Origin of the sequence: Planctomicrobium limosum (assembly GCF_051465645.1) — a bacterium.
Classification (GTDB): Bacteria; Planctomycetota; Planctomycetia; order Planctomycetales; family Planctomycetaceae; genus Planctomicrobium.
The window spans coordinates 4376368-4390978 of record NZ_CP195790.1 but is presented as its reverse complement, the minus strand read 5'-3'; the positions used below and the strand labels follow the sequence as shown (position 1 = coordinate 4390978).

Annotated in this window: 9 protein-coding genes; 6 read left to right on the top strand and 3 right to left on the bottom strand. The window is 52.5% G+C overall.

The features are described 5' to 3' along the window. The first annotated feature begins 92 nt into the window (after positions 1-92). The 3 genes from SH527x_RS16685 to SH527x_RS16675 all read left to right on the top strand — a co-directional run bounded on the left by SH527x_RS16685 (position 93) and on the right by SH527x_RS16675 (position 4808). Complete coding sequence (locus tag SH527x_RS16685) at positions 93-2678, top strand: hypothetical protein (RefSeq protein ID WP_437191815.1); 2586 nt, start codon at positions 93-95, stop codon at positions 2676-2678. A 176-nt stretch (positions 2679-2854) separates the two neighbouring features. Further along, a complete protein-coding gene (locus tag SH527x_RS16680) occupies positions 2855-3028 on the top strand; it encodes a Sec-independent protein translocase subunit TatA/TatB (protein ID WP_437191814.1) in 174 nt (57 codons plus the stop codon). A 394-nt stretch (positions 3029-3422) separates the two neighbouring features. Beyond that, positions 3423-4808, top strand: a complete 1386-nt coding sequence (locus tag SH527x_RS16675; protein ID WP_437191813.1) for a glycosyl hydrolase — start codon at positions 3423-3425, stop codon at positions 4806-4808. A gap of 189 nt (positions 4809-4997) precedes the next feature. Here SH527x_RS16675 and SH527x_RS16670 read toward each other — a convergent pair whose 3' ends face one another. From SH527x_RS16670 to dxr, 3 genes are all read right to left on the bottom strand, one after another. Next, the gene (locus SH527x_RS16670) at positions 4998-5363 is read right to left on the bottom strand and encodes a hypothetical protein (RefSeq protein WP_437191812.1); all 366 of its coding nucleotides are present in this window, start codon (positions 5361-5363) and stop codon (positions 4998-5000) included. Between the two features lie 1300 nt (positions 5364-6663). Beyond that, positions 6664-8616, bottom strand: coding sequence for an RIP metalloprotease RseP (gene rseP, locus SH527x_RS16665; protein ID WP_437191811.1), 1953 nt, complete (start codon positions 8614-8616; stop codon positions 6664-6666). Then, a complete protein-coding gene (dxr, locus tag SH527x_RS16660; protein WP_437191810.1) occupies positions 8613-9812 on the bottom strand; it encodes a 1-deoxy-D-xylulose-5-phosphate reductoisomerase in 1200 nt (399 codons plus the stop codon). The genes rseP and dxr overlap by 4 nt, the downstream gene beginning before the upstream one ends. 753 nt (positions 9813-10565) lie before the next feature. Here dxr and SH527x_RS16655 point away from each other — a divergent pair. The 3 genes from SH527x_RS16655 to SH527x_RS16645 all read left to right on the top strand — a co-directional run bounded on the left by SH527x_RS16655 (position 10566) and on the right by SH527x_RS16645 (position 14512). Next, entirely contained in the window at positions 10566-11570 is a 1005-nt protein-coding gene (locus SH527x_RS16655; protein WP_437191809.1) for an aspartate-semialdehyde dehydrogenase, read from the top strand. A gap of 180 nt (positions 11571-11750) precedes the next feature. Next, positions 11751-12854, top strand: coding sequence for a Gfo/Idh/MocA family protein (locus SH527x_RS16650; protein ID WP_437191808.1), 1104 nt, complete (start codon positions 11751-11753; stop codon positions 12852-12854). A 1043-nt stretch (positions 12855-13897) separates the two neighbouring features. After that, positions 13898-14512, top strand: coding sequence for a hypothetical protein (locus SH527x_RS16645; protein ID WP_437191807.1), 615 nt, complete (start codon positions 13898-13900; stop codon positions 14510-14512). Positions 14513-14611 lie beyond the last annotated feature (99 nt).

The following is a 14611-nucleotide window of genomic DNA, read 5'->3' as shown; positions in this document are numbered from 1 at the left end:
AACCAGAACGGAGTTCATACTTCGTAAACGCCGATAACACATTGTTGCATGGCTGGGATGCCCGATACTCCAAGGCAGGTTTCGCTCGCTACATGTCTGCTCATTTTGCAGGTTCCATAGGTTCCGCCGATCGACGTCGTCGCCGCATGGCTCAGGAATCCCCTGTGGAACTGTCGCCTGCAATTAAAGAGCGATCCGTACGTGTTCCGCGAAAGCCGGAATCGGCCGCCGAAGAAGACGCCGCTCCTGTCGCTCGCCGTCGCCGCCTGACATTGATTCCACATGCATGGTGGCTGATCAACATCCTCGCCGCCGCGAACGTTCTCGCCTGGGGATTTTTGATCTGGACCGGGACGACAAACTGGTCAGAGAACGCCAACCTTCAGGAACTGGCGAACCTGAAATCCGGTGCGTCAGTTCGCTACTTCAGCGTGCTGCAACTCCTGTTGACCGCACAACTCAGCCTGTTGATCTATTGGTATCGATCCATGAGCCGCAAGGACTTCATGGGACGCTACCGCATCTGGGGCTGGGCTGGGCTCTTCTGGGCCGCCGTCTGCCTCGCAACCGCAACGAATACGAACTTCTCCGACATCAGGTCGCTCCTGACCAGAATGCATTTGGATGCCTGGCGACCGGACGTCACCTGCTGGCTATTGCCGCTTTCCATCGGGGTCGTTGCCATCTATCGCGTGTTGCGGCGTGAAGTTCGCCAATCGCGCCCAAGCCTGATCGCCTGGGAAATCAGCTTCGCTTTAGGGATTTTCGCGGCCTCACTTCACCTGGGTCTCGATTCACTGATTCCAAAACCAGCGCGACTCGCAGTCACGACAGCGGCAGGCACGCTTTGGCAGGTCTCACTTGTCATCAGCTGTCTGATTCACGCAAGGTTTGTCGTTCATATTTCAAATGAGTCACCACCACGGCACCCCTCTCGTGGAACAATGGCGATTCGCTGGGCAAATCGCAGAATCAATCGAGTTGGAGAGCGAATCCTCGCCACCCAACTACCTGTTCGCCTCAAACGCAAGCAAGAAAACGATCAATCTGTCACAGCCACAGATCCGCAGTCAGGCTCCAGTGCCGCGAAGAAGAGAAAATCCGTCGCCGCAAAATCGGGTCAGGATTCCTCAGAAACGTCTAACGACAATTCAACAGAGAACAGCTCAGGCGGGCGAACGTGGAAGCTGCTGCCATCTCGAGCCAGCTTGGCCGCGTTCAAAGTTGCGGTCCTGTCGAAGTTCAAACGCTCAGGTGTGGCTGACGCAGACGGACTCACCACCCAGTCATCTTCCAGCACGTCGGCTCTCTCTTCAGTTTCACGGCCTGACCTAAATGAGACCGTTGAAGCAGGCGGAGTTCCTCAAAAAACACGAACGTGGAGCCTCTCGCCGACCAAAGCGTTCGGGCGAGCAAAGTCCGCGCTGACTTCACGGTTCAAGCGAGCAGATCACGCGACAAACGACGACAACGCACCAGCAACAGAGACTCCAAAGTCGGAGACCTCTGAGACGCCAGAGAGCAGCAAGCGACGAATCTTCCCGTCCGGCTGGTCCTTCAGCGGAATCAAATCTGGATTGCAATCAAGATTGACGAAGAAGGAACGGCCTTCTGATCCGCAAGCCACGGCCGCCACGTCATCCCCTGTCGCCAAAGCCGCCCCTGTTGCAAAACCAGCGATAGACTCTGGCAAACCAGAAACGCCGGTTGGGGAAAAGAAATCGCTCTGGGATCGCTTAAAACGTAACAAGCAGACTGAAACTGCCGCTGAGGCACCAGTCACCAAACCGATTCCGCCAAAACCGACTCCCGTTGCTGACAAAGCAGAAAGCTCGGACACCGAGAAGAAGTCCGGTTGGGGTTGGCCGAAGCGTAATAAACAGACAGAAACCACTTCTGAGGCACCTGCAAAAGCACCGGCCGCCAAACCTGCACCGCCAAAACCGGCTCCCGCTGCTGAAAAATCAGACAGCTCAGACGCCGAGAAGAAGTCCGGTTGGGGTTGGCCGAAGCGTAATAAACAGAAAGAAACCACCGCTGAGGCACCTGCAAAAGCACCGGCCGCCAAACCTGCACCGTCAAAGCCGGCTCCCGTTGCTGAAAAATCAGACAGCTCGGACACTGAGAAAAAGTCCGGCTGGGGTTGGCCGAAACGTAATAAGCAGACAGAAACCACTGCGGAAGTACCAGCGAAGCCCCCTGCCACACCTGCGACTCCTCAGGAAAAGGAACCTCGCAAATCACTGCTTCCTGCCGGCTCTAGCTGGATGAAGAGCAAGTCAAACGAAGGTGAGTCACTACGGGCCGATCCTCCAGTTGAACCGTCCCAAAAGGTTCCGACGCCACATGTTGCGCCAGCAAACTCGCCAACGAAGCCATTGGAACCAGTGAAGCCTGTGGTTCAAGCCGTCGCGCAACCTGTCGTGCAGGCTGCGGCCCCTTTCATGGAATATGAGGTTCACGAACCTGCCCCAATAGAAGATTCACACGACGACCGTGGAAAACGCTCTAAAGACAAGCGTGCTAAACAGAAAAATCGCTCCACCCAAGGTGAATTCGGAGACAGCGAAGAGAGTTACGGCGAGGACGATGAGTACGGCCAAGGGAACTCAAGGAATCAGGGCGGCCGCAACAAAAACAAAAAGCAAAAGAAGCAACGACACGACGACTATGAATAGGCCTGAGCATTTTCTTTATAGACGCAAGACTTCCTTACGAGTTTGAGACATTGAGTGCAGGCGTCTATAATGAAACTGGTTACGAACAGGATGGGTGCAGCCGCAAACGTCTTGACCGTCATACAAATCCTGGACAGTGATGTCCTTGAAATAGCCTGAGTCGTGAAAGCACAAGCATGTTTGGTTTCGGTCCAGTTGAATTGATATTTTTGGCCGTCATCGTGCTTGTCCTGTTCGGCCGTCGACTTCCTGCTGCAATGCGTGCCCTTGGTGGGTCGATTACATCCTTCAAGAAGGGAATGCAGGACGAAGACAACGACGGACAAAACCAACAGAATCTCGACAAATAACGAGTCCGTCTTTTAACGGAGAGAGGGCGACTGCCAGCAACTGTGGAATCACTTTTGATCCGGTTGCAGAAAATGCAGTTGGTCCTCTGCCATTTCACTCTCCGCCATTCCATTTCCAAGTAACATTATTCCCAGTTGCTTGCGTTCTCTGACCTTGGTGGCGTTCAGAAGTCGCCTCATCTGTCTGGTTCCGGATGACCAGACAGATGCCTAAGCTTGCCCTGTTGCAGCAATCTCTATTCAATATGGTCGCGACTCCGAGCGTATTCGCACTGTGAAGTCTCGATACCGTCGCTGCGCTCGTTGTGAAGCAAATTCCAAGTTGCTCCACCACGGCACTCTTTTCTGAGCGACCAACACACAATTCTGGACCAATCCGTCAGGTGAGCCCGCCATGCTGATTATTGACCACGATCTGCAACCTCAGGATTTGTTACCAGCCATCAATTCCATGTGGGAAGCATCCGCCCGATGCTTGGATTCCATTCATCGCAGTTGGAATCCTGAGAAGGGCTCGCCAGTCTTCACCATTGCAGGTCAATACACTTCACAGGGATGGACGGAATGGACACAGGGATTCCAGTTCGGATCTGATCTCCTGCAGTTTGATGCCACAAACGACACCCGCTTTCTGGAGTCCGGCCGGCAACAGACAATTCAGTACATGGCTCCCCATGTCAGCCACATCGGGGTCCATGATCACGGTTTTAACAACGTCAGTACCTACGGAGCACTTCGTCGACTGATTCTTGAAGGGCGAGTTGAGGCAGACGAAAAAGAACTCGCACTTTATGAACTAGCATTGAAAGTCAGTGGAGCCGTCCAGGCAGCACGCTGGAGCCGGACCGACCACGGAGGTGGCTATATCTATTCATTTAACGGGCCACATTCGCTCTTCGCAGACACGATCAGATCACTAAGATCGCTCGCACTGGGGCATTCGCTGAAGCATCGTCTGATGGGAGAAAACGACGAGCCAATCTCCCTGTTGCATCGACTGATCCAGCACGCAAAAACAACCGCCGAATTCAATGTGTATTACGGGGAAGGCCGCGACACCTGGGATACCCTCGGGCGAGTTGCCCACGAAAGCATCTTTAATACAAACGATGGACGGTATCGTTGCCCAAGCTCACAACAGGGATACAGCCCATTTACGACCTGGACACGTGGTGCCGCCTGGATCATCACTGGTTACGCCGAACAACTGGAATATTTAGCCACGCTCGATAATGAGGAATTTGAAATAGACGGTGGTCGCGCGCATATCATGAGCTGGATGAAGCGTGCTGCAATTGCCAGTGCGGAAGCATTCATTACAGAATGCCCAACTGATGGAATTCCCTATTGGGACACAGGGGCGCCGGATCTGACACGACTCGGAGACTGGAAAAGCAAACCTTCCGACCCATTCAACGATTACGAGCCTGTTGACAGCTCGGCCGCAGCAATTGCTGTTCAGGGACTCATTCGGCTTGGCAATGCCCTTACCGCCGATGAAGGAGGACCACGATATTATCAGGCCGGCCTGACAATCCTGCGACACCTGTTAGGTGAAACATATCTTAACCAGCAGGCGGACCATCAGGGGCTGTTACTGCACACGATCTACCACCGCCCTCGTAACTGGGATTACATTCCAGTAGGGCGTAAGTCCCCATGCGGAGAAGCGTGCATGTGGGGAGATTATCACCTGCGGGAAGCGGGGCTTCTGGTACAGCGACTTGCTGAGCAGCAGCGATATTACACCTTTTTTGGGCCGTCCGTCGCGACGAATTGATCCTCGGCCCGATTCCAAACGCCCGCCCAAACGACACAAAGGCTGGTCCCCAGGAATTGGGAACCAGCCTTTATTTTTCACACCAGCAACATCATTCGTGAGAACGGCACAATTGCGGCCACACAGGACGCCACTGCATCTCTAACGAGATGACTGCTATCCGGCTATATGAGAGACCAAACTGGTCTACTAGTTCAGCTGCAATGCCTGCAGTTGCTCAATCGCCTGAACCGCAGCTTCTGCGCTTCCAGCTTGTGACAACAGCTCACGTGCAGCCTGCAGTGTTCCGAGGTTCAGGCTTCCACCGCTGACCGCAGCAGAAACGCTTGGACGACGGCGACGAACTGCACGGTTTCCACCGCCCTTGATTCCCAGCTTACGACGTGCGTGTGAGAACGCTACGTTGCAAGAATTGCGGTTAATTTCTTGTCCAGGAAACTGCTGGCCCAGTGCTTCGAAGACTTCCCGGCTCGACAGGGAAGCATCATTCTTCAGAAGATTTCGGATCTCTTCTGACATATTGAAATCACCGCGAGCCGCTTTTTTCTTCGCCATGGGTTAGCACTTCCTTAAGTAATTTTATTGCAGACCAACCAAGATGGCTGCTGTCATTCCGCTTGATCAAATACTGGTGCCAGCAAAACAGTGGGCGTCAGTATTGTGCATTCATTCAACTTTGATGAAACGCTTCAAGCAGGGGCACAGCATAATGATTGCGGATTATAAATTAAATCCTGCGCAATTTTGGTCTTCTGAAATTTTGTTCGCAACCGAATGTTTACTACTGACTCATACAAATTCAAGTCAGATTACTCAATATTTACGCGTTACATCCCACAATTCAACATGAATCAGATCAATATTTTCTTCTACGACCACGAATTGTTGACGGTTTGAAGCAGCCATTCTTCCAATAACGCATAGCGACTGATGAATGACCACTGTTACTAACAGGTGCGATCTATCTGGCAATCTCGTAGCAGTGTTCCTTCAGATGAAATCAACACTTCAACTCCTGCTTGTTACGGCAAGACGCAACTCAAGAGACACAACACCAGCAGCCAAACCTGCAACCAAACAGGCGAACAATTCCATAGTCTAACGCTGTCTTTTCCGGGATCGCTCAGCGAAGCGGCAGGACTATGACCTGAGAAAAAGGAATGCGGCTGAAGTCGCGATAATACACTGATTCTTATTACCTCCGGCAAGTACGCGAAGGATCATCACGCCCAATCACATAAACAATTAGTGATCAAACACCCTACTGCAATCTATCGCCGAGGGATCAATCGTGCCTGAATCGCTCAATAAAGATACACCTCAGCTTTCGTGAATGCGTAACTTTGCCGCATTCCGATACAGAACAAGACTGCGAATTAAGCAACACCCGATTTCATCGCAGATGATTTAGGAAGAGTATTCAAACGTACACATCAACCATGCCTAAGGTTACCAGATCGTCAATTAGCGTAATTTCACTTTCAGAATTAACGCCATCCTTTCGCAGCAGATACGTTTCCAACGTTGCCAATTAAGGCTCTCACTTCCGGTCCCCACCAAGAACGAAGCCATAACCTTGCTGATCAGGCTGTCGCTTCAGCCCCCCGGATGCTTCCTCTTCCAAGCACTTGTCACAACTCGGACGGAGACATCAACGTGTCAGTCACGAACATCTCAATCTGACATCGGGGTGGTATTCGATCGCTTCGATCGATCATGAGTCCGCGCAGCATCCTTCCCGTCAGAAACTTGAATTCATCCACTTCTTTCACCCACCGCACGCATAGCAAAAGAAAAAACCGTGCCAGCTTTTCAACTGGCACGGTTTCGAATTCAGCTTCTACAAACAGTCGGTTCAGAATTTTGAAACGAACAGATCCAGATAAATCACAAAGATAAACAGCCCTAGCACGAAGGCCAGTCCCAGATAGGTCGCAGTGGCAACAACGGCTTCACTTGGCTTCCGACGGAAAATTCCTTCCCACAGCAGGAATACCATATGACCACCGTCCAGTACCGGAATCGGCAGGAAGTTAATCACTGCCAGGTTGATACTGATGATCCCCAGGAAAAGAACGAAATGGGTCAGGCCAAATGTCGCGAAGGTATAAGCCAGTTTGGCGATGCCGATTGGCCCACTGAGTCCCTTCGGCGAGATGTCCCGAGTGAACAACCCACGCAATGTCAGATAAATATCTTCCATTGAATTCAGGGTGTAACGTGCCCCCATCGCAATTGCACCGGGGATACTGTCTGCCTTACGAGTCGTTTCCAGTACAGACAAATACAGCCCACGAGTTGATGGAAGGAACCAGTCTTTGGATGGCACTGGAGTCAGTTCTACAACACGTTCCGGATCGGAGGATGCGGGTTTCACAGTCAATTTAACCGTTCGCGTTCGTCCGTATTCCTGCAGCATCCAGAAAGCATGTGCCCAGTTCTTTTCTCCGATTTGAATTGTCTGGACGCCTTCTTTCATTCCGTCTTTCGCGGCCCCTGACGCCGGAACCAGTTCCATCCGCACGATCGTATCGTTCGGATTCACTTTCCCTGCTGCGGCGGGGGTCCCTTCAACGACGGTCAAAATCGTTGGCACCAGGTGATACGCCACGCCAATAGATGGAATCGAGACCGGGCTGCCTTCTGAAACAGGAGGCTCTGACCATGGGTCACGTTCTTCCGGAACCAGCTTAATTTCGACAGTCTCAGGTGAACTGCCGGGTACGTCACGAGTGACCGTGAGTGTGACTTCCTGACCAGCATTTGCAGAAAACGTTTCTGTCAGACGGAATGGGTCGAGTTCCTTACCGACGTCCTGTCCGTTCACTTTCGCAATACGATCGCCAACCTTTAATCCGGCCTTGGCAGCAACGGAGTCCATTTGGATCGCGACAACCTTACTCATTCCCATTCGAATTCCGAGATCCATAAATGGCTCGGCGGGAACGTTCAGAGTGACGGTTTCACTTGTCTTGCGACCAGTCTTCCGTTCGACATCAAGAGTGACTTCTTCCGCAGCCTTCTCATTCAGGATTGTGAGCAATTCCTGAGTGTTTTTAACAGGCTGACCGTTAATTGCAGTAATTCGGTCCCCAAACTTGAACCCGGCACCTGCGGCAGCAGTTCCCGGGAATGCTGGAGCAGCAACGGCGGGTTCCGGAGCTTCGATCACCTGCAGGCTGCGAGCAGGCCCGACACCGATGATCTTGCGGATACCGGACGCTTCAGGCTGAACCTTCAGATCAAAGGTCGATCCATCACTATGATGGCCGCCAATGGTGATCGGCCCACGAGACAATGTTGTGCGACGGGTGATGTCATCGAAGTCTTCAACGGCTCCCCCGTTGATCGACGTGATGGTGTCCCCAGTCCGAATTCCGTGACGCCAGGCAGGCATTCCAACCTGCACGAATCCAGCGACGTGATCGACTTTCTGGATGCCCCAGGTGAAGACCAGAACAAAGAAAATTGTCCCGGTGATGATATTCATGATCACCCCGGCAGAGATGATCGCCATCCGTTGAAGGACGGTTTTTGACGTATACGATCGCGGGTTTGCCGCAACGTGATCGTCGGTCATCTGGGCAGGATCCATGTCATCCTGCCCGAGCATTTTGACGTACCCTCCGAACGGCAACCAGCCGAACGAATATTCCGTCTCTCCCCATTTAAATCCGAAAATTGGAGCACCGAAACCGATGCTAAACCGTTCAACATAAACTCCGCACCACTTTGCTACGAGAAAGTGGCCGAGTTCGTGGAAAAAGACCACCAGCCCTAAACCGATGGCGACGATTAACACCGTCATGATATCGGGGAATCGCAGGGCTGAGAGTATGACGTTAGCGAAGTCCAATGGTCTGCCTCCTCGCGTGCCCATCGATCCAGACGGAGCACAACATCCAATGTTGGCTCTGCATCAAAATCATGAGCGGCCAGAATCGAGCGATTCAGTCGCGCTATATCTAAAAACAATAGCTCACCTTTGAGGAACCGTGACACCGCCACTTCATTCGCAGCGTTGAGAACCGCTCCCGCAGTTCCTCCCAGGCGGGCAACTTCAAAACCGAGCTCCAGAGCAGGAAATCTTTCCAGATCTGGTGGCTCAAATGACAATCCGAACGACGTAGTCAGGTCGAGCCTTGGGGAAACCCCAGGCCAACGTTCCGGCCACGACAGTGCATATTGTACGGGGAGACGCATGTCCGGCGGGGACAATTGCGCCAAAACAGAACCATCAACAAACTCAACCATCGAATGGACGATCGATTGAGGATGAACAACGACGCTGATTTGATCTGATCGAAAGCCGAAAAGCCATCGTGCCTCAATGACTTCCAAAGCCTTATTCATCAAGGTGGCCGAATCAATGGTGATTTTCGGCCCCATGTCCCACGTCGGGTGATTTAATGCATCAGCCGCTGTGACATTCTCAAGCTGTTCGGCGGTGCGTTTCCGGAACGGTCCACCACTGGCTGTCAGAATCAGGCGGGCGACTTCTTGATCTTTTCCACAGGCCAATGCCTGAAAAATAGCCGAGTGTTCGCTATCAACGGGGATAATCTTCGACCCGGTACGTTCGGCCAGCTGAGTCACCAATGGCCCGGCAACGACCATCGTTTCCTTATTCGCCAGACCAATTGTCTTGCCAACCTCAATTGCTGCCCAGGTCCCGTGAAGACCAGCCGCTCCGACAATTGCAGACACGACAACTTCACTGTCGACTGATGCTGCCCGTTCGGCAACGGCATCGCTTCCGTAAAGCACACGTACGCCGGAAGGAAATGCATTCGCAGCAACATCTTGCGGACGGACGCCGGTCAGAACGACAGAGTTTGGACGGAACTCGTCACAGGCTTTGGCAAGTTCCTGCCAGCGTGAATGAGCCGTTAGCGTGTCAAAAACGAGTTTTCCACCACTGGCACGTACAACGTCGAGACAACTGGTTCCGATTGAACCGGTAGCCCCTAACAGGGTGACACGTTTTGCCGCAGTGTTTGCCATATTCTCCGCGAACAAATGTTCGCAGTCTGTGTCGATGCTCGTGAATAAAACGAAGATTTAATGATAGAAAGAATTTCGAAACATTTTGTAAAGCCCGACGATCATATGTGTTCCGTGGCATTTGCCGCAAGACAGGCCGGATCTTCCCCGAGACTCGGATGTTGCGGCAGATTGAAGAGGCACAATGCCTGCGAAAGACCGATTTCACCTCCGAAGAGCAGACGAACTGAAAACGGATTGGCAGGAGGGATGTAAATTCGAAAATTCGCATCTGCACTCTATTGTTGATGCGTTGTCACCAATTCATCTCTGGCGTCAGCCCACTTCTTGCAAGTGAACAACGGCAACGCCTCCCCCGCCAATGAAGGCAGCGAAGAACACCCCGTTCCAGATTCGGAGGACTTCTGGACGTGATCAAAGGTGAGCCGAAAACCCGAAACAGACAACCATTTGCAGGTTGACCGTATTCCTAATTACAATTGTTCGCCTTAGAGCAATCGGTTCGAGAGAGACTTCTTCAGCGCGATCTCCTGACCTGTGCGTTTTCTCTAGTCTTCTAGAGGATCAGCCAAGCAGGAATTCCGAGCCCCTGCTCGGTTAAGTATTTGAGCAGTAAACTCTTCCGATTTCTTCTGTGCTTGATGACGTTTACGCTGGCGGGACTGCGATCTGCTGTTGCTCATCGCATTGTTGTGATTCCGCCAGCAACTGTTTGAGACCAAACTGGTCCCATTTCAATAATTGAGGTGTCCTGTGTTTCAGAATGTCGCCGTCATCGGAGCAACCGGTGCTGTCGGGCGGATCATGCGCCAGCTCCTGGAAGAACGAAACCTCCCAGCGAAGAAGTTTCGCTTTCTCGCATCTCCGCGTAGCGCCGGCACAAAACTGACATTCAAAGGCGAAGTACATACGGTCGAGCTGCTCACGAAAGACTGTTTCGCCGGTTCTGATCTCGTCATCGCCTCGACACCGGATGAAGTCGCTGCCGAGTATCTGCCGTATGCCGTTGAAGCCGGATGCAAAGTCATCGACGAATCTGGCTACTGGCGTATGAAGGAAGACGTTGCGCTCGTCATTCCAGAAGTCAATCCACAAGATGCACTGAACGCCAAGGGCATCATCGCCAGTCCAAACTGCTCCACGACGCAGATGGTCATGGCATTAAAGCCACTGCACGACGCTGCAAAGGTCAAGCGCGTCATCGTCAGTACCTATCAGGCAACAAGTGGTGCCGGTGTTCAGGGAACAGCCGATTTGATCGATGGATCACGGGCTTACCTTGAAGGGAAAGACTACAAGTACACCACCTTCAAGCACCCGATCGCTTTCAATGCCATTCCACAGATTGGCGGAGAAAAGGACAACGGGTACACCAGCGAAGAACTGAAGATGGTCTACGAAACCCGAAAAATCCTCGGGGACCAGTCGATTCAGATTAACGCCACATGTGTCCGAATCCCTGTTGCCAACTGCCACAGCGAAACGATCACAGTTGAAACCGAGCGTCCAATTTCGCCAGAAGAAGCTCACGAACTCTTCAGCAGCTTCCCGGGCATTAAAGTCATTGATGACCTGAAGAACAGTAAGTACCCGCTGCCGAGTGAGTGCGATGGTTCTGACCTCGTCTTCATTGGCCGTATCCGTAAGGACATTTCACATCCAAACGGACTTTCGTTCTGGTGCGTGAGCGACAACCTTCGCAAAGGTGCCGCAACCAACGCGATTCAAATCGCAGAACTTCTGGCGAAGAATCTGTAATTCACTCGGGCGACCGAATTGAAAACCTGATTGAACTCGACTGCTGGATTTCCCTTGTGGAATCCAGCAGTTTTCATATACCTACATGCACATCTTTCATCTGAGACCAGCAACGTTTTCACACAACACAATCAGGGAACTTCTCCCTGAATCTTTGAACACAATCCGAGTCAGATAACCATGAGTAAAGTGCGCTTCGGGATCGTTGGGGCAGGTGCCGTTTCAGATTACCATCACGTTCCCGGGATTCGACTCGATCCACGTGCAGAACTCGTGGCCGTCTGCGATCCAAACAAAGAACTGCTGGAAAAACGTCGTACCGATTGGGGAATCGATAAGCTCTATCTGAACTATGAAGATCTGGCCAACGATCCAGATGTCGATGCGGTCATCATTGCCACCCCGAACGACACGCACCACGCCATTGCCCTGGCCTGCATCGCCGGCGGCAAGCATCTGATGTGTGAAAAGCCGCTCGGGCTGAACGCTCAACAATCCATCGAAATGTATCAGGCCGCACGTGACAAAGGGGTCAAACACATGACCGCCTTCACGTATCGGTTTGCTCCATCAATGCGTTATCTGAAACACCTTGTGAAATCGGGCCTGCTCGGCGAACCACGCCATTTCCGCAGCCAACGCTTCCTCGACTGGCCAGAAACCAGCTGGGGATGGCGCCAGTACAAAGCCAGAGCCGGTGCTGGTGATCTCTTCGACATGACCATTCATCGTATCGATCTGGCGATGGATCTTGTCGGGCCACTGACCTCCATCTGTGGAGCCGTTGCCCAGTTCTGTCCTCGCACGGAAACCGCTGACGGAAAGTCATGCCCTCCATCGGAAGTCGATGACTGGTCAGCCTTGATCGGACGCTTTGAAAACGGCGCGGTCGGTGTCTGGGAAGGCAGCACCGTGATGAAGGGATATCACCATAACGGCTTCGGTCACGAATGGGCCGAAGTGAACGGCACAGAAGCCAGTGCCGTTTATCGTCTGCAGGAACCGAACGTCATTCTGGTCGGAAAGACCGGACAGACAATGGAGCCGCTGGAAGTTCCGAAAGAGTTTCTGGTCATCGAGGGAAGTCCTCGCGATCCGAACGAAGGAGTTCCAAGTACCGTCTTCCGCTATGACCTGATCTATGAACTCGTCTCAGCAATCGTTGAAGACCGCCCGGCCGTTCCCGGCTTCGACCACGGGGCTCAGGCTCAACTCGTTGCCGACGCCGTTCTGCATTCGAACGACTCGCACGAATGGGTCAAACTGAATTTGAACGTCGACTAAACCGTTTCGGTCTCTCGCGTGACCGCGCAGCAGTCTTCCCAATTGGGAAACGCTGAATGCCGCGTGCCGGATACGCGATCCTGTTTCGAGAATTGTTCTAAGGCAGATTCAAACGCCAACACATCCAGGTGGAACTCGGTGACAGCCGTTGTCACGGGTTCCACCTTTTCTTTTGCGCCACGCTCGATTCACTCGCGCATTTTTTCTGGCGACACACTTCAGAGAGCATCCGCAACTGCTCTGAAACTGCTGTGCCTCAATACCAGAGTGCCGCTGCCAGCTGCGGCCCGGCGCTCACCTCTCTTAACAGACAGCACAACATCTTGCTGCACTCTCTTTGCGCCTCGCGACGAATCGCAATCACCGCACCCACAGCACCCCACAAGAAGCAAGACGCATCCACCTGTGCAATAACAACTTACACCAAGAGTTAAAATTTAACGATTATCGCAATTACACCAACGGCACCAATTTCGCAACGAACATCAACTATCACGAAAGCACCAACCAAGGCGAATTCAGACTGCCTTGAATAAGAAGCATTTTGTCGGAAGTTCACATCAGATTCACTCTGGTGTTTCACCGCTGATCCCGGTGGAAACGGACCTTCCGAATTCCCTGTGATGGGGGAAAGGTCTGGCTGATCACCTGCGCAATTTGGTCAGCCAGACCTTCTTTAATACTGCATTTCCAACTGGCGAAAAGCAGGTGGAAAGCATTTATGAGGTCTGTGATGCAGGAAGCAGATCTTCATCTGTGACGCAGGCGGCGAAACAGAAGCCTGAATACACAACTCAATCGAGATTTCGACAACACGTTGATGCGTAGAAACGTGTTGTCGGAAAGTGTGGCCTGAGTTCTTGTCAACCGCGACTCAGTGCTACCAGTTTCGCAGCAAGCGTTCGCTCACGTCTCACGAGTGACATTGCAGACGAAACACTGACGCTGCGGTTGGAATGTTTCCGACCTGACTGCCTGGCAGGCTCCGTTCAACTCGGGCCATTTGCAATGTGTCAGCAGGTCACAAACGAAAGACACATGCCATGCGCCTCATCACAGCATTTTTGAATGACGACACAGGTTTTATTGTTTCAGCAGAGTTGGTCATCATCGCCACTCTGGCCGTACTGGGAATGATTGTTGGATTCAGCCAGGTTCAGAACGCAGTTGTTTCTGAAATGTCTGACGTTTCCCACGCCCTCGGCGCTCTCAATCAGTCCTACTACTACTCTGGATTCCATGCACGGAAATGGGGCGGTTGGACGAAGTCTCGCACCGTTGGTTCTGCATACTATGATTTCGCTGACGCTTGCGACTGGTGCGGCTGCATGATCAGCTGCGAAGGAGCAGTTCCTGAAGGCGGTGGTGGGATCGCTGTCGGCGGAGGAAGCTATGGAGCACGCGGCGGCATGATTCAGAATCACTCGTTCTCCACAGAAACCGTCTGCACTCCAGTCTGCTCAGGGTCTGTGATTCACTCAGAATCAATCATCCACAATGCCCCAACCTGCTCCGGGGAGATGTTGATGGTGCCCTCGGAATCGAACGTAATCACCACTCCATCACAGCAGTTGATGGCACCGGCTCCTGCACATGGGATGACCGAAATTGCTCCGACACCAGCCCGCACACTGCCTCCTGCTCCGAGTCACGACTAGATCAACTCGGCCGACTCAGTTGGCAAAGACGCGGTCTTTCTCGACTGGAAGTTAGCAGCCTGACAATAAAGAAGCCGGTCACAATTGATTGTGACCGGC

Coding starts and splice junctions, on each gene's coding strand:
- rseP (WP_437191811.1), bottom strand. CDS start 8,616: ATGACGGTGTTAATCGTCGCCATCGGTTTAGGGCTGGTGGTCTTTTTC.
- SH527x_RS16680 (WP_437191814.1), top strand. CDS start 2,855: ATGTTTGGTTTCGGTCCAGTTGAATTGATATTTTTGGCCGTCATCGTG.
- SH527x_RS16670 (WP_437191812.1), bottom strand. CDS start 5,363: ATGGCGAAGAAAAAAGCGGCTCGCGGTGATTTCAATATGTCAGAAGAG.
- SH527x_RS16650 (WP_437191808.1), top strand. CDS start 11,751: ATGAGTAAAGTGCGCTTCGGGATCGTTGGGGCAGGTGCCGTTTCAGAT.
- dxr (WP_437191810.1), bottom strand. CDS start 9,812: ATGGCAAACACTGCGGCAAAACGTGTCACCCTGTTAGGGGCTACCGGT.
- SH527x_RS16685 (WP_437191815.1), top strand. CDS start 93: ATGTCTGCTCATTTTGCAGGTTCCATAGGTTCCGCCGATCGACGTCGT.
- SH527x_RS16675 (WP_437191813.1), top strand. CDS start 3,423: ATGCTGATTATTGACCACGATCTGCAACCTCAGGATTTGTTACCAGCC.
- SH527x_RS16645 (WP_437191807.1), top strand. CDS start 13,898: ATGCGCCTCATCACAGCATTTTTGAATGACGACACAGGTTTTATTGTT.